Origin of the sequence: Acinetobacter sp. Tol 5, from assembly GCF_019702905.1 — a bacterium.
Taxonomy (GTDB): domain Bacteria; phylum Pseudomonadota; class Gammaproteobacteria; order Pseudomonadales; family Moraxellaceae; genus Acinetobacter; species Acinetobacter bereziniae.
Map to the genome: position 1 here is coordinate 1642915 of NZ_AP024708.1, position 21562 is coordinate 1664476.

20 protein-coding genes are annotated in these 21562 nt (G+C 38.8%); 13 read left to right on the forward strand and 7 right to left on the reverse strand.

What is annotated here, in order from left to right; genetic code table 11:
• Nucleotide 1: 1 nt before the first annotated feature.
• Nucleotides 2-3607 (forward strand): urea carboxylase, encoded by a 3606-nt coding sequence (uca, locus tag TOL5_RS07545; protein ID WP_221260690.1) that lies wholly within the window; start codon nt 2-4, stop codon nt 3605-3607.
• Between the two features lie 60 nt (nt 3608-3667).
• Here uca and TOL5_RS07550 read toward each other — a convergent pair whose 3' ends face one another.
• Nucleotides 3668-4204 (reverse strand): NAD(P)H-dependent oxidoreductase, encoded by a 537-nt coding sequence (locus tag TOL5_RS07550; protein ID WP_121775602.1) that lies wholly within the window; start codon nt 4202-4204, stop codon nt 3668-3670.
• Between the two features lie 94 nt (nt 4205-4298).
• Between TOL5_RS07550 and TOL5_RS07555 the strand changes: the two genes are divergently transcribed.
• The 4 genes from TOL5_RS07555 (at nt 4299) to TOL5_RS07570 (ending at nt 8347) form a co-directional block, all read left to right on the forward strand.
• Complete coding sequence (locus TOL5_RS07555; RefSeq protein ID WP_121775603.1) at nt 4299-4658, forward strand: winged helix-turn-helix transcriptional regulator; 360 nt, start codon at nt 4299-4301, stop codon at nt 4656-4658.
• 411 nt (nt 4659-5069) lie between these two features.
• Entirely contained in the window at nt 5070-5504 is a 435-nt protein-coding gene (locus TOL5_RS07560; protein WP_121775604.1) for a CopG family ribbon-helix-helix protein, read from the forward strand.
• A gap of 9 nt (nt 5505-5513) precedes the next feature.
• Entirely contained in the window at nt 5514-7328 is a 1815-nt protein-coding gene (gene atzF, locus TOL5_RS07565) for an allophanate hydrolase (RefSeq protein WP_171428676.1), read from the forward strand.
• Nucleotides 7325-8347, forward strand: a complete 1023-nt coding sequence (locus TOL5_RS07570; RefSeq protein WP_121775606.1) for an ABC transporter substrate-binding protein — start codon at nt 7325-7327, stop codon at nt 8345-8347. The genes atzF and TOL5_RS07570 overlap by 4 nt, the downstream gene beginning before the upstream one ends.
• Before the next feature lie 785 nt (nt 8348-9132).
• Here the strand turns inward: TOL5_RS07570 and TOL5_RS07575 are convergent.
• From TOL5_RS07575 to TOL5_RS07600, 6 genes are all read right to left on the reverse strand, one after another.
• Nucleotides 9133-9465, reverse strand: a complete 333-nt coding sequence (locus TOL5_RS07575; protein ID WP_121775741.1) for a DMT family transporter — start codon at nt 9463-9465, stop codon at nt 9133-9135.
• Nucleotides 9466-9481: 16 nt separating this feature from the next.
• Complete coding sequence (locus TOL5_RS07580) at nt 9482-10369, reverse strand: hypothetical protein (RefSeq protein ID WP_121775740.1); 888 nt, start codon at nt 10367-10369, stop codon at nt 9482-9484.
• Nucleotides 10366-11370 carry an isopenicillin N synthase family dioxygenase gene (locus TOL5_RS07585; RefSeq protein WP_121775739.1) on the reverse strand — a complete coding sequence of 335 codons (1005 nt, stop codon included), beginning with the start codon at nt 11368-11370 and terminating at the stop codon, nt 10366-10368. The genes TOL5_RS07580 and TOL5_RS07585 overlap by 4 nt, the downstream gene beginning before the upstream one ends.
• An 80-nt stretch (nt 11371-11450) precedes the next feature.
• Entirely contained in the window at nt 11451-12332 is an 882-nt protein-coding gene (locus tag TOL5_RS07590; RefSeq protein WP_009587090.1) for an ABC transporter ATP-binding protein, read from the reverse strand.
• Nucleotides 12332-13276: an ABC transporter permease gene (locus TOL5_RS07595; RefSeq protein ID WP_121775738.1), complete on the reverse strand. Its 945-nt coding sequence runs from the start codon at nt 13274-13276 to the stop codon at nt 12332-12334. Before TOL5_RS07595 ends, TOL5_RS07590 begins: the two co-directional genes overlap by 1 nt.
• A gap of 764 nt (nt 13277-14040) precedes the next feature.
• Nucleotides 14041-14274, reverse strand: coding sequence for a hypothetical protein (locus TOL5_RS07600; protein ID WP_004828949.1), 234 nt, complete (start codon nt 14272-14274; stop codon nt 14041-14043).
• A gap of 277 nt (nt 14275-14551) precedes the next feature.
• On the opposite strand from TOL5_RS07600, the gene TOL5_RS07605 reads away from it, so the two are divergent.
• The 8 genes from TOL5_RS07605 to rutG all read left to right on the forward strand — a co-directional run bounded on the left by TOL5_RS07605 (nt 14552) and on the right by rutG (nt 21549).
• Nucleotides 14552-15163 carry a LexA family protein gene (locus TOL5_RS07605; protein ID WP_042085885.1) on the forward strand — a complete coding sequence of 204 codons (612 nt, stop codon included), beginning with the start codon at nt 14552-14554 and terminating at the stop codon, nt 15161-15163.
• 274 nt (nt 15164-15437) lie between these two features.
• Nucleotides 15438-16229: a pyrimidine utilization protein D gene (gene rutD / locus TOL5_RS07610; protein ID WP_009587056.1), complete on the forward strand. Its 792-nt coding sequence runs from the start codon at nt 15438-15440 to the stop codon at nt 16227-16229.
• Between the two features lie 5 nt (nt 16230-16234).
• Nucleotides 16235-16822 (forward strand): malonic semialdehyde reductase, encoded by a 588-nt coding sequence (locus TOL5_RS07615; protein ID WP_004828946.1) that lies wholly within the window; start codon nt 16235-16237, stop codon nt 16820-16822.
• Nucleotides 16823-17151: 329 nt separating this feature from the next.
• Nucleotides 17152-18267 (forward strand): pyrimidine utilization protein A, encoded by a 1116-nt coding sequence (gene rutA, locus TOL5_RS07620; protein ID WP_121775290.1) that lies wholly within the window; start codon nt 17152-17154, stop codon nt 18265-18267.
• Nucleotides 18268-18272: 5 nt separating this feature from the next.
• Nucleotides 18273-19043, forward strand: coding sequence for a pyrimidine utilization protein B (gene rutB / locus TOL5_RS07625; RefSeq protein WP_392390143.1), 771 nt, complete (start codon nt 18273-18275; stop codon nt 19041-19043).
• Between the two features lie 87 nt (nt 19044-19130).
• Nucleotides 19131-19514, forward strand: a complete 384-nt coding sequence (rutC, locus tag TOL5_RS07630) for a pyrimidine utilization protein C (protein ID WP_004828938.1) — start codon at nt 19131-19133, stop codon at nt 19512-19514.
• Nucleotides 19515-19608: 94 nt separating this feature from the next.
• Complete coding sequence (gene rutF / locus TOL5_RS07635) at nt 19609-20166, forward strand: NADH-dependent FMN reductase RutF (protein ID WP_058967501.1); 558 nt, start codon at nt 19609-19611, stop codon at nt 20164-20166.
• Nucleotides 20167-20190: 24 nt separating this feature from the next.
• Nucleotides 20191-21549 (forward strand): pyrimidine utilization transport protein G, encoded by a 1359-nt coding sequence (rutG, locus tag TOL5_RS07640; RefSeq protein WP_042085877.1) that lies wholly within the window; start codon nt 20191-20193, stop codon nt 21547-21549.
• Nucleotides 21550-21562: the final 13 nt, after the last annotated feature.

Consider the following 21562-nt stretch of genomic DNA (forward strand, 5'->3'; position numbering starts at 1 on the left):
TATGTTTAAAAAAGTTCTCATTGCCAACCGTGGTGCAATTGCCTGCCGTGTCATACGCACACTGAAAAAATTAGGCATCGCTTCCGTTGCTGTTTACTCAGAAGCCGATCAAGATTCTTTACATGTGACCTTGGCAGATGAAGCATTTTGTATTGGTGCAGCGCCTGCGCAACAGAGTTATTTGAATATTGAAAAAATACTGGAAGTTGCAAAACAAACTGGCGCTGAGGCAATTCATCCGGGATATGGATTTTTATCTGAAAATGCGGAGTTTTGTGATCTTTGTGAAAATCAGGGGATTGCTTTTATTGGTCCAACATCCAGTCAAATGTTGGATTTTGGCTTAAAACATACTGCACGTGAACTTGCAATTCAAAGCCAAGTGCCTTTATTGCCGGGAAGTGCTTTGCTGGCTAATGAAAACGAAGCCATTACTGAAGCTACACGGATCGGTTATCCAGTCATGCTGAAAAGCACCGCAGGTGGTGGCGGAATTGGGATGCGTTTGGTTTGGAATGAAGCTGAGCTCAGAGATGCCTATCAAACTGTCTCTTATCTCGCTCAAGCAAACTTTAAAGATGCAGGTGTGTATTTAGAAAAGTTTGTTGAGCATGCTCGGCATATTGAAGTACAAATTTTTGGTGATGGTACAGGACAGGTATTGGCTTTGGGAGAGCGTGATTGTTCTGTACAACGCCGTAATCAGAAAGTCATCGAGGAAACGCCAGCACCTCTTTTAAATGCTGAACAGCGTGAATACATTCAAAAAATTGCAACTCAATTGATGCAATCAGTCAATTATCGTTCGGCAGGGACTGTTGAATTTGTCATGGACACGGAAACAGAGCAATTCTATTTCTTGGAAGTGAATACGCGTTTACAAGTCGAACATGGGGTGACTGAACAAGTTTATGGTGTTGATCTGGTTGAGTGGATGGTGACTTTAGCCAGTGGTGACTGGTCTGCTCCACAAGAAAAATTAGTCCCGAAAGGGCATTCGATCCAAGTACGTTTATATGCTGAAGACCCGATTAAGCAATTTCAGCCCAGTGCAGGATTATTGACGTATGTGCAATTTGATTCGCAGGCGCGGGTCGAAACATGGGTCGAAACCGGTTCTCATGTTTCTTCATTTTATGATCCGATGCTGGCCAAAATTATTGTCACAGCAGCAGATCGAAACTCAGCAATACACGCAATGCAAGCCAGTCTTGCAGTAACTCAAATCGCGGGTATTGAAACCAATTTGGAGTATTTGCAGAATATTATTGCAGGCGAAGTGTTCCAATCAGGAATGCAAACCACGCGTTTTTTAAATACTTTCGTATGGAAAACTCAAAAAATCGAAGTTTTACAATCAGGTATTCAAACTTCGATTCAAGACATCACTGGTCGTTTAGGCTACTGGGATGTTGGTGTACCACCGTCAGGTGCAATTGACCCTTTAAGCTTAAATGTTGCCAATCAACTTTTAGCAAATCCATACAACACGGCAGGACTAGAATGTACTTTACAAGGTCCAACTTTAAAGTTCCATTGTGATAGTCAAATTGCCATCACAGGTGGAGAGATGGCGGTTACACTTGATGGTATCGCTCTACCGATGTGGCAAACAATCAATGTTAAAAAATCTCAAGTCTTAAAGTGTGGCGCAATCAGCACAGGTTGCCGTAGTTATATTGGGATTAAAGGCGGATTTGACGTTCCAGAATACTTAGGTTCAAAAGCAACCTTTACCTTAGGTCAATTTGGTGGACATGCAGGTCGTAATTTATTGATTGGAGATATGCTTCCAATCACTGAGTATTGTTCTGCAGACAGTAAGTGTTTAGCCCCAGATCAAATTCCATGCTTTAGCCGAACTTGGGAAATCGCCGTGATGTACGGTCCGCATGGTGCTCCTGATTTCTTTACCACAAAAGACATTGATCAGTTTTTTACCAATACCTTTGAAATTCATTATAACTCCAGTCGCACCGGGGTACGTCTGATTGGACCAAAGCCTGATTGGGCACGCGAAGATGGCGGTGAGGCTGGCTTACATCCTTCCAATATTCATGACAACGCCTATGCAATTGGTGCAATAGACTTCACTGGGGATATGCCCATTATCTTGGGACCTGATGGTCCAAGCTTAGGCGGATTTGTATGTCCCGCAGTAGTAATTCATTCTGAACTTTGGAAAATTGGTCAGTTGAATGCAGGAGATAAAGTCAAATTTATACCTGTAGGTTATGCGCAGGCAAAAAGTCTCGACCAAAAATATCATCAAAGTTTAATCGCTACAGACACGACTACTGTTGATTTCCATCCTCTGATTCAGCCTGAGCATGAAACTTTAAGCAATGCTGTACTCGCGAACATAGAGGGGCAAGGCAAGTTGCCAAGTGTCTGCTATAGACCCGCAGGAAACAGTTATTTATTGGTTGAATATGGTGAACTGGTTTTAGATTTGAATTTACGATTCCGCATTCATGCCTTGATGCAATGGGTAAAAGCTCAAAATATTCAAGGGATTATTGATCTCACACCGGGTATTCGTTCTTTACAGATCCATTTTGATTCAATTCAAGTTGATCAATTGGAATTGTTAAAGATATTGCAAAGTGCTGAAGCTGAACTCGTTGATATTGATCAGATGCAAGTTCCTTCAAGAACAGTTTATTTACCGTTGGCTTGGGAAGATTCACAAACGCAGTTAGCGACTGAACGCTATACCCAAATTGTGCGTCCAGATGCACCTTGGTGTCCTGATAATATCGAGTTTATCCGTCGTATCAATGGTCTAGCTTCTAAGCAGGCAGTGAAAGATGTGGTATATAGTGCACATTATTTGGTGATGGGTTTGGGAGATGTATATCTAGGTGCGCCCGTAGCCACGCCACTTGATCCACGTCAGCGTTTGGTCACGACAAAATATAACCCTGCTCGAACTTGGACACCTGAAAATGCGGTGGGTATCGGCGGTGCCTATATGTGTGTTTATGGAATGGAAGGTCCGGGAGGATATCAGTTCGTTGGACGAACTACACAAATGTGGAGTCGTTATCGTCAAAACGCAAATTTTGAAGCAGGCAAACCATGGTTATTGCGCTTTTTTGATCAGGTAAAATTTTATGAAGTTTCCGAGTCAGAACTGCTGAAAATGCGTGAAGATTTTAAAGCAGGTCGTTTGCAACTTCGAATTGAAGAGGGCGTGCTCAACCTTAAACAATACAATGACTTCTTAGCCGAAAATCAAGACAGTATTCAGGCATTCAAACATACGCAACAAACCAATTTTGAAGCTGAACGTCGTCGTTGGCATGCGGCTGGTTTACAAGAATATGTTTCTGAAAGTCTGGATGCTGTAGACGATGCAGAAGCCGTCATTATCCCGCAAGGTGGGTGTGCTGTTGAATCACATATGCCCGGTTCAATTTGGAAAATAGAATGTGCTTCAGGTGACATTGTGGAAGAAGGCGCAACCCTTGCAGTGATCGAAGCCATGAAAATTGAAATTCCAATCATCGCGCCTGAGCGAATGAAAGTTGAAACTATAACCATCGAAAAAGGGCAGACAGTTAAAACAGGGCAGGTGTTGTTTACCTTAGCACCGGTGGTTTGAAAAAACCTCTAAAGAGAGAACAATACTAAAACAAAGGGCATCATTAAGATGCCCTTTTTATCAAGTATGAAGTAAATGTTTAAGAATTTTGTCACCGTGTTCGACCGCTTCCCGTTTGATTTTAGACGCTGAGTGACCAGATAAGGGGGACACATCAAAGAGTAAAAAAGTGCCACTTAAATTCATTTGACTATATTGAATGGAGTGATGAACAGATTTTAAAAAGCTTTCGATTAAATTTTCGTGTTCATTGATTAAATTTTTTTCTGGCTGTCCAACGGTCATACTCAGCAAAACTTTTTTATTTTTCAATTTATCTCCCTGTGAACCATAAGCAAATTGATAGCTAAAAACTTCATCAAACCATAATTTTAAAATAGCGGGCATATTAAACCAAAACATTGGATATTGCAGAATGACCGTTTCATGTCGCAGTAATGCCTGCTGTTCCGCAGCGACATCAATTTGATAATCAGGGTAGCGTTGGAAAATATCTCGAACTTCTAAATCTGGATACTTGTCTGTCAGTTCATTGACAATGGTCTTGTTTGCAATCGACCGTGTGTAGTAGGGATGCGCCAAAATGAGCAGTGCCATAATATGTACCTAGTAACTATAAAAATAATAGTCACTATATTTTTTATATGGATGGCGTACAATAACTATCAAAGTTGATAGCTTAGAGATATTGATGGAAACTGTTGAAAATAAATGTGAAATAAAAATGAATGGTAAAATCTATCCATGTCATATCAGTATGGCAATGGATTTAGTCGGGGGGAAATGGAAAAGTGTAATTCTTTACTATCTCAAAGATGGAGCAAAACGCTTTAATGAAATTAAACAATTGATGCCAACAATTACTGAGATGACACTCAGCCTGCAACTTAAGCAATTAGAACAAAGTGGATTGGTTTCTAGAACCGTGTACGGAGAAAAAGCACCAATCAAAGTAGTCTATGAAATGACCGATTTAGGACATTCTTTTAAGCCTGTTTTAGAATCATTGTCTATTTGGGCACATGGCATGCTTAATGAAGATTTAGATTAAAAAATAATTAAATGCTATTGCGGAATAGGACTAAAAACAAATCTGATTGAAGAATATAAAGACTTGAATATTTTCGCCCCATCACTGCGCATGGGGCATTTTTTTGCCCACAAAATAGTCATAAATTTTGATCAATCGCAGTAAAAGTACGCTTAGAAATTGGCACATTTTCTGCATCTATAGGGGCGTAATACAAAAATTTAATTTGGTAATACTGATGTCTATTCTTCTATGTGTACAAATGGCAGATGGTCATCAGACTCTTATGTAGGAGTGGTGCGATGAATCATGTAAAAACAGCAGACAAAAAAGTACATCCGCTCAAAACATTTTTTGTCGAATTATTCAGTGTACGCGCTGGTCTGTATATCAAACAAACACACTCAGTCCATAAATCAAAAGGATAGCACTGTGCCTAAACAAAAATTGGCTCGGATCAGTATTACTGTACCTGAAATGACACTCAATGCCCTCGACCAGAAAATTGTTGATCAACACTATGAAAGCCGATCACAAGCAATTGTGGACATGATCAACAAACATTTGATTGCAGAGCAGGTTCAAGCCAATGAAGTGATGGTGGGGACATTAACCATTCTTTATGATGCAGGGCAGATGCCACTTAGAAATCAACTAATTGATTTACAACAACAGTTTTTAACCCAAGTGATCAGTTCACTACATATTCAACTTGATCAGCAAAAAATCTTGCAGGTGATGTTGATGCAAGGTGCAAGCTCAGAGCTCAAGCAAATTAGTCAGCAATTTATTGCACTCAAAGGCGTGATTAAAGGGCATTTAGAACTTATGGATGCAGTGATGCCTCCGATTCTACAAAATGATTAAATCAGGAGTATGGTCATGCAAGACTTATGGACGATCCAAGATTGGAAAAATGCGTATGCAAATCAGCAAATCGATATTGATGGTTTAATCGACTATGTTAAAACCATAAAAAATGATGATCATGCTTGGATTGAAATCGCATCTTCAGCACAAATACAGATGCAAATTGAGTATTTAAAAACTCAAAATTGCGATGATCTACCTCTCTATGGTGTGCCCTTTGCAGTCAAAGACAATATTGATGTTGCTGGTTTTCATACAACAGGTGCATGTAAAGAAGCTGAATATTTAGCAAATACAGATGCTTTCGTTATTGCTAAGCTTAAACAAGCAGGTGCAGTCGTTGTTGGAAAAACTAATTTAGATCAATTTGCAACAGGTTTAGTAGGGGTACGTTCGCCGTATGGTGCAGTAAAAAATAGCTTTAATCCAGAATATATCAGTGGTGGTTCTAGTTCTGGATCGTCTGTGGCTGTAGCGAATGGAATTGTACCTTTTAGTCTAGGTACAGATACGGCAGGTTCAGGTCGAGTCCCAGCAGGTCATAACAATATAGTTGGATTGAAACCTACAAAGGGATGGTTTTCCACCACAGGTTTGATGCCTGCGTGTAGAACACTGGATGTGATTTCAATTTTTGCACTGACCAGTGATGATGCTTGGCTGGTTGCAACATTGATGCAAGGTAATGATAAAACAGATGCTTATTCGCGTAGTCATCCTGCCAATGTTGAAACACAATTTTCTAAAGGTAAAATTGCGATACCTGCTCAACTTGAGTTTTATGGTGATATTGAATCCGAGAAAGCATTTAAAATTGCCGTAGAACGTGTTCAGGCACTTGGATATGAGGTTGAATCTATTGATTTTACGGATTTCAACCTTTTGGCGAGAGCACTTTATAATGATGCTTGGGTTGCAGAGCGAACGGTTGCTGTCGAAGCGCGAGTCTCTCGGCAACAAGCGCATCCAGTGATTGCACAAATCATTGCGCAAGCAGATCAGTTTAAAGCTTCAGATACATTTAAAGCTGAGTATCAACGGGCTGAATTAGCACAAAAAATTAATCTTCAGTTACAAGCCTATGATGCATTGTTGGTACCGACTTCACCGACGATTTATCGGATCAGTGAAGTTGAAGCAGATCCACTCAATAAAAATTCACATATGGGGGCATATACCAACTTTGTAAATTTTGCTGATCTAGCTGCGATTGCCTTACCCAATATCATTCGTGCAGATGGTCTGCCAAGTGGCGTGACTTTTATTGCATCTGCTTGGTATGACCAAGCATTGGCAAAATTTGCCCAACAATGGCAAACACTCACAGAACTTCCTCTTGGCACGTCATCATATCGTTATCAAAAAAGCTTTGAAATTGAATCACAAAACTCGGTAAAGCTCGCTGTTGTCGGTGCGCATCTTTCAGGGATGCCTTTGAATTTTCAATTGACAACCCGGCAAGCGACATTGCTCGCAAAAACCCGAACGGCTAAAAGCTATAAGTTATTTGCTTTGAAAAATACTGTTCCACCGAAACCGGGATTGCAATTTGATGTTGATGGTACTGCGATAGAGGTTGAAGTTTGGGAGATTCCTTTGGCGAATTTTGGGGCAATCGTCGCTGAAGTTCCATCACCACTAGGCATTGGCAATCTACAGCTTGAAGATGGGACATGGGTGAAAGGTTTTATTTGTGAAGCTTATGCGATTCAAGAGGCTGTCGATATCAGTCACTTTGGTAGTTGGCGTGCCTACATCAAGTCACTCAGTCCGTCAAATACAAAATTTAACTGTGAGAACGTTGGGGGAGTTTCGGTATGATTCGTAAATCTTTTTTATCTATATCCATTTTAACTACAGTTTTAATATCAGGTTGTGACAACACAGCAAAAGTGCCAGAAGCCAAAGAAAATAAGCAAACCACAGCAAACGCACAACCGATTACGATTGGTTATAGTGATTGGCCGGGATTTGTTGCATGGCAAGTTGCGATTGAAAAGGGGTGGTTAAAAGAAGCGGGATTAAATGTTGATTTTAAATGGTTTGATTACTCCGCATCGCTTTCAGCTTTTTCAGCAAATCAATTGGATGCGGTATTTGTCACCAATGGAGATAATTTGGTGACTGCTTCAGGCGGTACGCAAGGCATGATGATTATGGCAACAGATTATTCTGCTGGAAATGATGTCATTATTGCCAAAGAGGGGATTAATCATATTCAGGATTTAAAAGGCAAATCGGTAGGTGTTGAAAAGGGATTGGTGGACCATTTACTGCTTGCAACAGCGATGTCAGATCAGAAAATTCCCATTAATGAAATCAAATTGGTGAATTCTGCGACCAATCAATTGCCTCAAGTGTTTTCAAGTCCTGATATTTCAGCAATTGCAGTTTGGCAGCCTGTTGCCAGTCAAGCATTAAAAGCCGTTGCAGGATCAAAAATCATTTATACATCGCAAGATAAACCGGGTTTAATCTATGACACATTAACGGTCAATATGAGTCATTTAACTGCGCATAAAGAGGAATGGAAAAAAGTTCTGCAAGTGTGGGATAAAACGGTGAAATATATCAACGATCCGGCTACACATGCAGATGCAGTCAAAATTATGGCAAATCGTTCAGGTGTCGATCCGAAACAATACGAAACGATGGTGAATGGTACACATTTACTGGATATTTCAGCCAATAAAAAAGTCTTTAGCAAAGGTAATGGTTTTGATTCGATATATGGTTCGTCCTATCATGTGAATAAATTTAATGTACAGAATGGCATCTATAAAACTGAGCAAAATGTAGATGGTTTGATTTATCCAACCTTATTACAAGACTTACCATAAAGGGATTTGCGCTAATTGGATTGGTCTGGAGAGACATCTTTATGACCAATCGCGAATTAGCTAAAGACCCAATAGCCTAAGCAGTATCCTTCTGGAAACTTAAATAATTAGATAAGAAGCTTCACTGCTTCTTATTTTGTGAAAAGCTTTGATCAATTAGTGCAGACGATGCCTTAGTTTTCAGAGATGAAAAGATACCATCTCGAACATCGAGCTAATTTATTCAAAATAACTCGAACGCATATTATTTTCTTCCTCTACTCATATTGATCCGTATCATCGCCTGACTCAGTTGGGCTTTTAATTGTTTAGATCAAATCAAGCATAACAATATTTAAATCTGTTCATTCAGTATTATCTTTTTAAATATAGTCAAACTGTTGAAAAATTCATACAGTAGAATATCATTTCTCTTGATCAATAAAATTAAAGCGATCAATATATTGTTCGATGAAATAAGCCTAGCACTGCCACGCTTTAGCTCTAGAGTTTAAATTGTTTTGCGTAGGCGATACTTTACTTTTCAGAGATGAAAAGTAACAAAAATCTTCTGTTGAGCGAGGGGTACATCCTAATACCCCCGCTCAACATGGCGACATCCATGTCGCTTCGTGATAGCAAGACTGTTTATGATTCAAAAGTACAAAATAAATGAATCATCCAAATCACTTGTATGAATAATCAGGCGGTTTGACTATATGAGTCCAAATTGACTAAAAAGGATTTAAAAAAAGAAGATTGAGGCAAATGAGTAAGCCTCAAAATTTCATCAGCATAAACTTTACTTAAGCGAGTTCTGTGCTGTTTGAGAAAAGATGAATAATTGAAATCCCAATAATCATCAGGGAAAGTCCAAGAATAGCAGCTAAATCCAAGTGCTGTTTATAATAAAAAAAGCCAACCAAAGACACCAAAATAATGCCAGCACCTGACCATAAGGCATAGGTAATACCGACTGGAATGGTTTTCATGGTCAGGGATAAGAAATAAATCGCCACGGCATAGCCACAGATGGTGATGATTGAAGGAAAGAGTTGACTAAATCCTTCTGAAGCTTTCATAGCAGAGGTTGCAATGACTTCTGCCACAATTGCAATAATTAAATAGATAAAAGACATGGTTAAAATATGCTTCCTAGACACTTATTTTTGCATGATGGAAAAGGTGGTTGTGTTCCTGATCAAACCAAGCAAGGCTGGCATTTGATGTTGCTGTCTCTGTGGAAAAACAAAAATCTTGCTCAAAAGTATCAATGGTGAAATATAACTGGCAACGTTGTCCTTGAATAAAGCGTTGCTGTACCAATGTGTTGTCATCCAACTGAGTAAAGTGATCAAGTTCCATTTGTGTGCCAACTTGCTCCGTCACAGTACTGAGATCAATCATTTGCTGTCCAAAACTAATCGATACTTCGTAATCTTGGATATCTTGAACAGTGAAATCTTGCTGAGCAAAGGCTTCGGTCAAGGATTTCTCCATTTCTAAACGTTGTTGGATCTCAGGACGGCGTGATCGTGCAAAGGCAATAAAATGATCACAAATAATTAAGCCACCATCCGCAGGGTAACTTGTATTTAAATCCATATTGTCAATTTTAAATAAACGTAAACCCAGAAAAAGCCCACGTTTGGCTTGCTGACGCCAATCTTCAACATAAGCATGGCTCGGGGAAAATTCTAAAATGGCATTGCCAATCGCATAAAGTTTTGCTGGTTCAGGCCATTGAACATGATTTTGATAATTACTGGTGATTTGCCAAGAAAGTAGTTGCTGTTGCTCATCCCACAGTGTATTGCCAACCCAGCCTTGTCGCTCCAAAACGGGTGTTGTGTTTTGGCTTTTTAAACGTAAATCGATGGTGAATGATTTAGACTGAAACCAATAGACCAGGGTAGTTTCGTCAGTGAGCCCATTGGCAAAGCTAATACTTTTACGGCGAAAAGCACCCAACAAATACTCAGGGAGTAGGCATGTTGAAGTAGCAGATACTTTGAGTTGAGTACAGAGTGTTATGAGATTCATTGTGACTCCTCGTTTTGGTTTAAACCAAAGGAGTAAAGTGGTCTGGCATTCTCAAGTTGAATTTCACCACGTGCGACTTTATCTTTGAGATATTGAAATGTTTGCGCTGTTTGATTAAATAAATGCTCCCCACCTTTTAATGGCGCATAGTGAGCAGATTCAGGATTGATCAATGGCTGAATGATGTAGTCATAATCACATGAGAAAAAGAATGGAAAAGAATAACGTTCCTCAGCCACTTTCTTCACCCGATGTTTGGTGGCTAAATAACGTCCATTGGATAAAATCTCCATCATATCGCCAATGTTCATAATCAAGGTATTTTCAAGCAATGGTACATCTATCCATTGTCCAGCTTTATTGAGCACTTGTAAGCCAGGTGCGGTCGGGAGAAGTAAGGTAAAACATTCATAATCCGTATGCGCACCTATACCTTCTTTATCCTGAATATCCGCAATATATGGATAATGTATTAAGCGAAGTTGACTGGGCGCTTTTGAAATATGTGCATCAAAATAATGCTCATCCAAGTCCAATGCTAAGGCAAAACTTTGAAAAATTTGCTGCCCAATTTTTTTAATGTGTTGATAATAATTGGAAACATGCAATTTAAAGCTAGGATCATCAGGCCACTGAGTTGGACCTACCAGTGGGCGTCGATCTTCCAAACTGAGGTGATCATAATTCACATCATAAGCTTCTTTGAGGTCATAGGTATTTTCTACAAAACGTTCTTCCCCAATGGGCACATAGCCACTGTGATTCTCCGATAGACCAATATAATTCTGCATCTTTAAGGCTGTATCTTGGGCAAAATACTGTTGCGCCGTTTGATGGAGTTTTTCAAATAATTCAGGCTTAAATTGTTCACCTTTTAGATAAAGAAAACCAACATCTTTACAGGCTTGATCTAAAGCACGTGCGACTTTCAAGCGTTCATTACGATCAGCGCTACACAATAAAGAAATATCCAAAAGTGGTAAAACATAGCGATTTGTCATGAATATCACCAAAGTTGGTCGTCCAACAAAGAACTAAGCAATTTGGGTCGTCCCAAATGCGATAAGAAAGCGTTTATGGCTTATTTATCCGTACTGATTTGTGTCATACGTGGAATTTTCGGTAAATTTTGTAGTGCTGGATCAAGTTCATCTTCTTGAGCATGCACTAACTGATCAACGCGAGCTCTGAGTTGTTTGAATGCAGAGCTGTTGATTAAGTCTGTTGAACGTGGACGAGGTAAATCGACTTCAATGATCTCTTTGATTTCACCGGGGTTGGCTTTGAGTGCCACAATACGATCAGCCAACAATATGGCTTCATCCATATCATGGGTCACAAAAATAATCGTGATGTCTATGTTTTGCCATAAATCCATCAGATGTTTTTGCATCTTTTGGCGAGTATGCGGATCTAATGCGCCAAAAGGTTCATCCATCAATAAAATTTTAGGTTCATTGACCAAAGCACGTGCAATAGCGACACGTTGTTTCATCCCACCTGATAACTGATGAGGATATTGATTTTCATATTTTTCTAAACCAATGATATTAATCCATTCACGTGCATGGGATTCAGCAGAGATTTGACTGATACCTTTCATTCGTGGGCCAAACATGACATTTTCTTTGACTGTTTTCCAAGGAAATAGCGTATAGCCTTGGAACACCATACCCCGTTCAGGACTAGGACCTGTAATACGCTCGCCATCGACCAAGACCTCGCCACTGTGATAAGGATCTAAACCCGCAATCACACGGCTTAAGGTGGATTTCCCGCAACCAGAAGGACCAATCACACAAACAAATTCTCGTTTATGGATTTTTAAATCAAGCTGTTTTAACACCACTCGTTCAGACTTGCCATGTTTAAATACTTGGCTGAGTTGTTTGGTCTCTAAAATGACAGGACGTGCATAGATCTTTTGAAAATATTCATGTGAGTTAAAAGTTGAATCATTCATTATTTTGCTCCTATTTTCCATGCAAACATACGCTCACCCAACTTCATCAACACCCAATCACAAACTAAGCCGATCACCCCAATAATTAAGATTGCGGCATACACATTGTCAAAGTTTTGATAGCGCGCTTGTTGGGTGATAAACCAAGTGATACCAGAGGTTGTTCCGATCAATTCAGAGACGATTAAATAGGTCCATGCCCAACCCAGTAGCACTCTTAAATCGCGGTAGATATCAGGAAATGCGGCGGGAATAACGACATAAAACAGACTTTTCAATTTATTGGTTCCTAGGGTATAACCCGCTTCAACCAATCCTTGATCAACCATGCGTGTGGTGTTGGCGATAATCAAAATTTGCTGAAAAAGTGTACCAATGACAATGATTGCAATTTTCGGTGCATCATTAATCCCTAAAATCGCTACAGCCAAGGCACCGAATGCAGGTGCAGGCAAATAGCGAAAGAATTCAACAAAAGGTTCAGTGAGTAGAGATATTTTTTGTGAGAAGCCACAAAGAATTCCCAGTGGGATACCAACAATTGAGGAAATCAGAAAAGCTGAAAAAACAATTTTAATACTGTGCCACAAACTTTGATGAAACCAAGGCGTATCAGGTTGTTCGGGTGGCGTGGTAAAAGCAGTTACCAATGCTTTAGCAACTTCATGTGGAGCTGGTAAGTAAATTGGATTGACCAAAACACCTTGTGGCGGTGCAGAATGGTGATCTACAGCATTTTGTGCCTCACTATAGAACACATTTTTATCGACACGGCTTCCGACTTGCAGATATGAAACACTTCCTGAATCGGTAATTTGCACTTGTGGATGCCAAATAAAAGGTAAATAACTAACAGCACACCAGAGACATATAGGGATCAGAAAAGAGCACAAGCTTAAGATCAGCTTGTTCTTTTGACCCATATCCTTTGCGACATAACCCATATTTGTCATCCTCATTCTTTGCTTGAGTATTACGATTATTAAAAAACGTAATATTGATTAAGCAAAATGAGTGCCATAAGGCAAAAGACATGAGATTGAAGTAAATAAAAAAGTAAGTGATGTGTTCAAACAGTTGAGAGGTTTGAAACATGATGCTTTTAAAAAGCATTTAAAATAAACAGATAATCAAATAGTGTTGAATGAAATTATTGAGAATGAAATATAGTCAAAACGTCTGATTATTCATACAAGTAATTTGGATGATTCATTTATTTTGTACGTTTTAATCATAAACAGTCTTGCTATCACAAGGCGACATGGATGTCGCTATGTTGAGCGGGGGTATTAGGATGTACCCCTCGCTCAACAGAAGATTTTTGTTACTTTTCATCTCTGAAAAGTAAAGTATCGCCTACGCAAAACAATTTAAACTCTAGAGCTAAAGCGTGGCAGTGCAAGGCTTATATCATCGAACAATATATTCATCGCTTTAATTTTATTGATCAAGAGAAATGATATTCTACTGTATGAATTTTTCAACAGTTTGACTATAGATAGAGTATTTAAGAATAAAGAGGACAAGCGTTGTGCGCTTTGAGGATGCTGTTCATGAATTGAATTCACACTTGTTGTTAAAATTGAACCATAAAGAAGCCGTTCTATTCAATTGAATACAACGGCATTTTGATTGCACAAAAATATAGATCATGATTCACTAAAGTTGAACATCAAAGCATATTCAATTTAGGTGGATAAAATTTAATTTAAAATGGAAGCGGTTCTAATCCTTTGACGATATCGTTAAATTCAGAACCGTTCAGCCAAAATGATTTCTTTAAAAATAGTGTAGTCATGATACTTTCAGCATCATCACTGTTGGTGTTTTCACAGAACAAACCATATTGACTGCCAAGCACATTATTGTCTTCAATTAAACGAATATAGTACGCATGTTGTTCATCAGCATAACCAAGAATTGCATCACGTTGAGTAGCCATTTTTATGTCTCCACATAGAAAATCAATCAAATAAGTGCATAACGATGACCAGAGAACTTGTTCAAAGAAATCAATAAAATAACATTGAGCTTATATTGTAAATTATTGATTTATGATAAGTATATTGATTGTCTTTGACATCCTTGTTCAAAGAAATGTATCAAAACTGATCGATAGGGTTATTGTTATTCAAAAAAAACTTGCCGTCAACTTGAATTTGTAACTTTTTCAAGGTATATTGATTTTACTGGTTTTTATGTAGCATACAGGATAAAAAATGACTAAAAAAGTAGAATTTGAACATGGAGGTGCGAGAGCCAATGCTGGACGAAAAGCACAATTCAGTGAGCCTACCAAAGTAATCCGTGTGCCTGAATCCCAAGTTGATTTTATCAAAAATTGGTTACTGAAAAATTTCAGCAATGCACAGCTAAGTGATTTTAGCTCGACTATGCATATCCAAACAGTTCAAGCAAAAAACGATAAGATTTATCAAATTCCTTTAGCGACCGAACGAGTTGCAGCAGGTGTGCCGTTTTCTGTTCAGGACACGATTGAACAATCTTTGGATATGAATGAATATCTGATTCGAAATGAAAGTTCGACTTTTATTGTTAAAGCCAATTCTCTTTCAATGTTGGATGTGGGGATAGATATTGAAGATCCGTTGATCGTCGATCGCAGTATCACGGCAAAGTCTGGTGATATCGTGATTGCGCGTATTGACAATGATTTTACCGTGAAGCGCTTAATGATTGATAAGCATTTTGATCCACCTAAAGTTTGGTTAAAAGCAGAAAACCCTGAATTTAAGAATATTTATATTGAAGAAGGGCAAGAGTTTGAAATTTGGGGTGTCGTCACCTATAACTTAAAGCGTATGCGTTGATGAGCTTCTTTTTTAATTGTCTCTAATTACTCAAGCTAGCAACATTCGTGTTGCTTTTTTTGATCGAATTTTAAGTAAAGTGAATGCATTACATGAAAAAATGAGTTGATATATTCACTACATTAAAAACCTGCCTTTAGCTGAATTAGCTGTTTATAAACATGCTCGCTTCAAGCAAGCATGCTCAAAATTCATAAATACCAAAATTTAAAAAATATTAATTCGGCATATTTCTTGCTGTTGTTCGCTTAATTAATTTATCGAATGGTAAAAAATGAAAGAGAAGATTTTTCCTTGTAGCAACGGACAAGATGCCGAATTCGTCATTTTGTCTTCAGGTTTAGGTGGACATGCAACATTCTGGCAACCGCAGATTGAGCCGCTAACGCAATATTTTCATGTCTTGGTTTATGATCAAGAAGGCTGTCATGCAGATTCAGCCCATTTGCCTCAATACTATTCCATTCAAAATATGGCTGAACAAGCCCTCGCAATTTTGCAAAAGTATAAAATCGATAAATGTCACTTTATTGGGCATGCCTTAGGTGCAGTGATTGGAGCTGAACTGGCTGTGCTGGTACAAAATACTTCGATTTCTTTATTGGGTTTAACCATGATCAATGCTTGGGATACTTTGGATCCCCACACACAAAAATGTTTTCAAACTCGAATCGCTTTATTAAAAGATTCTGGGGCAGAAGCTTATGTGCGTGCACAGGCTTTATTTCTTTATCCTCCTGCTTTTATTTCAAAAAATCACCAAGAAATACAACAGATAGAGAATATAGGACTACAAGACTTTCCTCCATCGCACAATGTAATGGCACGATTGAAAGCACTGATGGAATTTGAAATTTTACCCATTCATCGAAAGGCTTTATTGAATACAGACTTGTATTACATTGCCAATAAAGATGATTTTCTAGTGCCTTATCAAAAAAGTCACGATCTTCAAGCAGCATTAGGGCATGGGGACTTAACCGTATTGGACTATGGTGCACATGCTTCAACAATCACTGACAGTAAAACACTCAATTATTTGTTGATTAAAAACTTAAAAGGATAAGCGCGATGAGTAAGCAAGAAAATATAGATTTAGATCAATTGTTTCATCAAGCCAGAACACATAATGGCTGGTTAGATCAGCAAATCTCAACTGAACAAATTCACAAAATCTATGACTTGGTTAAAATGGGACCGACATCAGCCAATTGTTGTCCTGCACGATTTGTATTTTTAACGACGGCTGAGTCAAAAGCCCAGCTTAAACCTGCGTTGTCTACAGGAAATATTGAGAAAACCATGTCGGCGCCTTTGACCGTATTAGTCGCCACAGATCAAAAGTTTTATGATCAATTTGGTAAATTATTTCCGCATGCCGATGCGAAGTCTTGGTTTACGTCAAGCCCTGAACTGACACAAGAAACAGCGTTTCGTAACAGTTCAATGCAGGCTGCTTATTTGATTTTAGCTTGTCGGAGTTTAGGGCTAGATACGGGACCAATGTCTGGCTTTAATCCTCAAAAAGTAAATGATATTTTCTTTAAGAATACGGATTATCAAATTAATATGATCATTAATATTGGATATGGAGATCATACAAAAATATATTCAAGACTACCTAGGTTAGATTTTTTGGAAGCATGTAAAATATTATAAATAATATTTAAATAAGAAAGAATTAAATTAAACCGTATCTATTTTTGATGCGGTTTTTTATTTGATGTAAGTATTTAATTGAGAAGTTTTAGAAATGATCTAATTCGGCGCATTTTGCACCATTTTAGTTTATTGGTGTTTCCATAATATAAAACTATTTTTTACCAAAAGGTAAAATAAAAATTGAATATTAAAAATTAAATATAATAAACAATAGGATAAATTTAGTGGCACGCACTATGCATTATTAAAAATATCAAAGCATCTAAATTTTAGTTTATGGCGAAGTGTTTTTGATTAGAATATTTTTTATGCAGTGAGGTTTAAAGATGAAAATAGGTGTATTTTGTCCGATTGGAAACAATGGCTGGTTGCTTTCAGAAAATGCTCCGCAATATAAACCAACATTTGAGTTGAATAAACAGATTGTACAACGCGCTGAATATTATGGTTTTGATTTTGCGCTTTCTATGATTAAACTCCGCGGTTTTGGCGGTAAAACTGAATTTTGGGATTATAACTTAGAAACTTTTACATTAATGGCAGGTCTTGCGGCTGTGACCAGTAAAATTAAAATTTTTGCGACAGCAGCAACGTTGGTGATGCCTCCAGCAATTGTGGCACGAATGGCTTCAACCATTGACTCAATTTCGAATGGACGATTCGGTTTAAACGTTGTTACGGGATGGCAACCAACTGAATATACACAAATGGGCATGTGGCCTGAGAATGATTATTTTGCCAAGCGTTATGATTATTTGTCGGAATATGTCGAAATTTTACGTGAGTTATGGGCAACAGGAAAATCAGATTTTAAAGGTGAGTTTTTCCAAATGGATGATTGCCAAGTCAAGCCAACACCGCAAGCGGACATGAAAATTATCTGTGCAGGGCAGTCTGAGACAGGTCTCGCGTTCTCTGCACAATATGCAGACTATAACTTTGTTTTTGGAAAAGGGCTAAATACACCAACTGCCTATGCTGAAATCAATGATCGCTTAAAAGTACATACAGATCGAACAGGGCGTGAGGTTCAAACTTATGTGCTGTTTATGGTGATAGCAGCTGAAACAGATCAAGAAGCAATGGATAAATGGAAAAATTACAACGCAGGCGCAGATGTAGAAGCAATTAACTGGCTGATGAATCAAGGAGGTAAAGATCAAACATCTGGCACAGATACCAATATTCGTCAAATGGCGTCTAGCGTATCTCCTGTGAATATCAATATGGGTACGATCGTGGGGGCGTATGACAATGTTGCCAAGATGCTGGATGAAATTGCTGAAATAGATAGGACGGAAGGGATTTTATTAACTTTTGATGATTTTGTACAAGGTGTGGAGGATTTTGGTCAGCGTATTCAACCCTTGATGAAAAGTCGTGAAGCTGTTGTTGCAAGTTATCAAGAACCTAGCCAAACCATTTTGGAGAAAAGCGCATGAATATGATGGAAAACAAACAAGCTCTATCGAACATTGTTTGTGCTGATTTTACCTCTCAAGCAGGTACGGGAAAACTTTTAAAGGCTGAACCTGAATCTATTCAACTGGCACCTGAGCATACAGCACTTATTGTGATTGATATGCAAAATGCTTATACCTCGCTCGGTGGTTATTTAGATCTGGCTGGCTTTGATGTTTCAAAAACTCAACCTGTGGTCGCAAATATAAAAAAAGCGGTTAATGCTGCACATACTGCGGGTATCCAAGTGATCTATTTTCAAAATGGTTGGGATGATCAATATCAAGAGGCAGGTGGTTTAGGTTCACCGAATTTTCATAAATCCAATGCATTAAAAACTATGCGTAAAAAACCAGAGTTGGCAGGCAAATTATTGGCAAAAGGTGGCTGGGATTTTGCATTAATCGATGAGTTAAAACCTGAAGCTCAAGATATTGTTATTGAAAAACCTCGTTATAGCGGCTTCTTTAATACTGCTTTAGATAGCATGTTACGTGCTCGTGGTATACGAAATCTGGTTTTTGTCGGCATCGCCACCAACGTTTGTGTCGAGTCAACCTTGAGGGATGGTTTCTTTTTGGAATATTTTGGCATCGCGCTAGAAGATGCTTGTTATCAGGCAGGTCCAGAAGAAGCTCAAGTCGCAGCTTTATATAACATTAAAACTTTTTTGGGATGGGTATCAAATACCACTGCATTTGTAGAAACTTTTCAATCACCTCAAGAAACTACAGTGGTTTTAAGTCAATCTGCCTAAGTATTTTTTAATGATTTATCCATTTTTGCCACCTGTTAATGATTCAGTTTATGGCGGAGATGGACTTTGTAAAATAAGGAATTTTAAATGTCTAAACAAGTTGTAATCCCAGCAGGAACTTCTAAACCACTCGCCCCTTATGTTCCTGCAACTAAAGCAGACAATATCGTTTATGTTTCAGGCACTTTGGCATTTGATGAAAATAATGATGTGGTTTATGTCGGCGATGCTGCGGGACAAACTCGGCATATTCTAGAAACCATCAAAAGAGTGATAGAAACAGCGGGTGGAACGATGGATGACGTCACGTTTAATTCAATCTTTGTCAAAGATTGGGCAGATTATGCTGCGGTGAATACAGTTTATGCTGAATATTTTCCCAATGATAAACCCGCACGCTACTGTGTTCAGGTGGGGTTAGTCAAACCCGATGCTCTCGTTGAAATTGCATCTGTTGCACATGTGGGATAAGCCTTCGTTCAATTTTATTAATCACCTGAATTTAATTTCTCAACGATATTTTTAACCCCTTTGAACATTTGTGCATCGGGGTGGGAGAGCCATGATGCAAATGATCAAACCAACCAACACAGTCGTAGGTGAAATAATTGAATTCACTCAAGCCAATGTTCATTTAGAAGTCGATCAAACCTTATTCAGACAGGGGATGTCCAATTTAGGTGCGGCAGTCAATGTAATCACCACTAAAGGCAAGGCAGGGCAAGCAGGTTTTACAGCTTCCGCAGTATGTAGTGTGACTGATACACCACCCACTTTATTGGTCTGTTTAAATCGATCTTCTTCTGTATACAGTACATTTTCAGAAAATAAAGTTTTATGTGTCAACACATTAGGGTCAAATCAGGCAGATTTATCTAATTTATTTGGTGGAAAAACACCCATGCAAGAAAGATTTGCACAAGCCAACTGGAGTGAGCTGATCACTGGATCACCCGTGTTGGAGAGTGCATTGATTTCGTTTGATTGTGAAGTTGTTTCGAGTCAATCCGTAGGAAGCCATGATGTGCTGTTTTGCCAAGTCAAAGCGATAAGACACAATCCAGACTTAAATGCGCTTCTGTATTTTAAACGTAACTATTGTGAACCTCAAAACGTATGTTGATTTTTAAATATGGGGAATTAAAAAATGGCGACAAAAGAACCGTGGTTTGCTTCATTTAAACCTTATACAGGAAATTTAGACCAAACACCTGTGCAGATTGACGAGTATTTACCAGCAGGAAAAAGCATCGTACTGGGCTTACAACATGCTTTTGCAATGTTTGGTGCAACTGTTTTAGCACCTTTATTGATGGGTTTTGATCCGAACTTAACCATATTCATTACAGGGATTGGCACAATTTTATTTTTCCTCATGACTGGTGGAAGAATGCCGAGTTATCTCGGGTCGAGTTTTGCATTTATTGGTGCTGTAGCTGCAGCAACAGGTTACGCAGGTGTTGGAACAAATCCCAATATCGCAGTAGCTTTGGGAGGAACTATTGCCTGTGGTTTGGTTTACGCTGCCATCGGTTTAATCGTGATGAAAACAGGAACAGGTTGGATAGAAAAACTGATGCCTCCGATCGTTACTGGGGCAATTGTCATGATCATTGGACTAAACCTTGCACCGGTCACCATTAAAAGCGTTTCAGCCAATTCTTTTGATACTTGGATGGCAATTCTCACAATCGTGTGTATTAGTATCATTGCTGTGTTTACCCGAGGGATGATGCGTCGACTTTTGCTCTTGCTGGGATTGGTCTGTGCATATGTCTTGTATTTTATTCTTGCCAATGTCATGGGACTGGGCAAAGCCATTGATTTTGCCGTGATCAATAATGCCGCTTGGTTTGGATTACCACATTTTGTTGCACCGACATTTAATGCCAATGCGATGCTTTTGATAGCACCTGTTGCCATCATTCTTGTTGCGGAAAACTTAGGTCATTTTAAAGCGGTCTCTGCCATGACTGGGCGAAATTTATCACCTTATATGGGGCGCGCATTTTTTGCTGATGGTGTTTGTACAACTTTATCAGCATCAGTCGGTGGCACAGGAATGACCACTTATGCTGAAAATATTGGCGTGATGGCGGTGACCAAGATTTACTCGACGACCGTATTTGTGATTGCTGGTATTTTTGCCATCTTATTGGGGTTATCACCTAAATTTGGTGCGGTCATCAGTACCATTCCAGTCGCTTTACTGGGCGGAGCGTCTATTGTGGTGTTTGGTTTAATTACTGTGGCAGGCGCAAAAATTTGGATAGATAACAAAATTGATTTTACTAAAAATAGTACCCTTATCATTGCTGCTGTCAGTCTGATCATGGGAGCGGGGAATTTTAGCGTGCATATTGGTTCGTTTGATTTAGGCGGTATCGGTACAGCCACTTTGACTGCAATTATTCTAAATTTATTCCTCAACCGCGGCGAAAAGCCATCTGGTGCAGTGCAGACGGAATCTGATGAAAGTATCAAGTCATTTACGCATAGTGCTTAAAACGGAGATGGAT

Bases quoted from the DNA above. Each gene is read 5' to 3' on its own strand.
- uca (WP_221260690.1), top strand. From the start codon at position 2: ATGTTTAAAAAAGTTCTCATTGCCAACCGTGGTGCAATTGCCTGCCGT.
- TOL5_RS07550 (WP_121775602.1), bottom strand. From the start codon at position 4,204: ATGGCACTGCTCATTTTGGCGCATCCCTACTACACACGGTCGATTGCA.
- TOL5_RS07555 (WP_121775603.1), top strand. From the start codon at position 4,299: ATGGAAACTGTTGAAAATAAATGTGAAATAAAAATGAATGGTAAAATC.
- atzF (WP_171428676.1), top strand. From the start codon at position 5,514: ATGGTCATGCAAGACTTATGGACGATCCAAGATTGGAAAAATGCGTAT.
- TOL5_RS07570 (WP_121775606.1), top strand. From the start codon at position 7,325: ATGATTCGTAAATCTTTTTTATCTATATCCATTTTAACTACAGTTTTA.
- TOL5_RS07575 (WP_121775741.1), bottom strand. From the start codon at position 9,465: ATGTCTTTTATCTATTTAATTATTGCAATTGTGGCAGAAGTCATTGCA.
- TOL5_RS07580 (WP_121775740.1), bottom strand. From the start codon at position 10,369: ATGAATCTCATAACACTCTGTACTCAACTCAAAGTATCTGCTACTTCA.
- TOL5_RS07585 (WP_121775739.1), bottom strand. From the start codon at position 11,370: ATGACAAATCGCTATGTTTTACCACTTTTGGATATTTCTTTATTGTGT.
- TOL5_RS07590 (WP_009587090.1), bottom strand. From the start codon at position 12,332: ATGAATGATTCAACTTTTAACTCACATGAATATTTTCAAAAGATCTAT.
- TOL5_RS07595 (WP_121775738.1), bottom strand. From the start codon at position 13,276: ATGGGTTATGTCGCAAAGGATATGGGTCAAAAGAACAAGCTGATCTTA.
- TOL5_RS07600 (WP_004828949.1), bottom strand. From the start codon at position 14,274: ATGGCTACTCAACGTGATGCAATTCTTGGTTATGCTGATGAACAACAT.
- TOL5_RS07605 (WP_042085885.1), top strand. From the start codon at position 14,552: ATGACTAAAAAAGTAGAATTTGAACATGGAGGTGCGAGAGCCAATGCT.
- rutD (WP_009587056.1), top strand. From the start codon at position 15,438: ATGAAAGAGAAGATTTTTCCTTGTAGCAACGGACAAGATGCCGAATTC.
- TOL5_RS07615 (WP_004828946.1), top strand. From the start codon at position 16,235: ATGAGTAAGCAAGAAAATATAGATTTAGATCAATTGTTTCATCAAGCC.
- rutA (WP_121775290.1), top strand. From the start codon at position 17,152: ATGAAAATAGGTGTATTTTGTCCGATTGGAAACAATGGCTGGTTGCTT.
- rutB (WP_392390143.1), top strand. From the start codon at position 18,273: ATGGAAAACAAACAAGCTCTATCGAACATTGTTTGTGCTGATTTTACC.
- rutC (WP_004828938.1), top strand. From the start codon at position 19,131: ATGTCTAAACAAGTTGTAATCCCAGCAGGAACTTCTAAACCACTCGCC.
- rutF (WP_058967501.1), top strand. From the start codon at position 19,609: ATGCAAATGATCAAACCAACCAACACAGTCGTAGGTGAAATAATTGAA.
- rutG (WP_042085877.1), top strand. From the start codon at position 20,191: ATGGCGACAAAAGAACCGTGGTTTGCTTCATTTAAACCTTATACAGGA.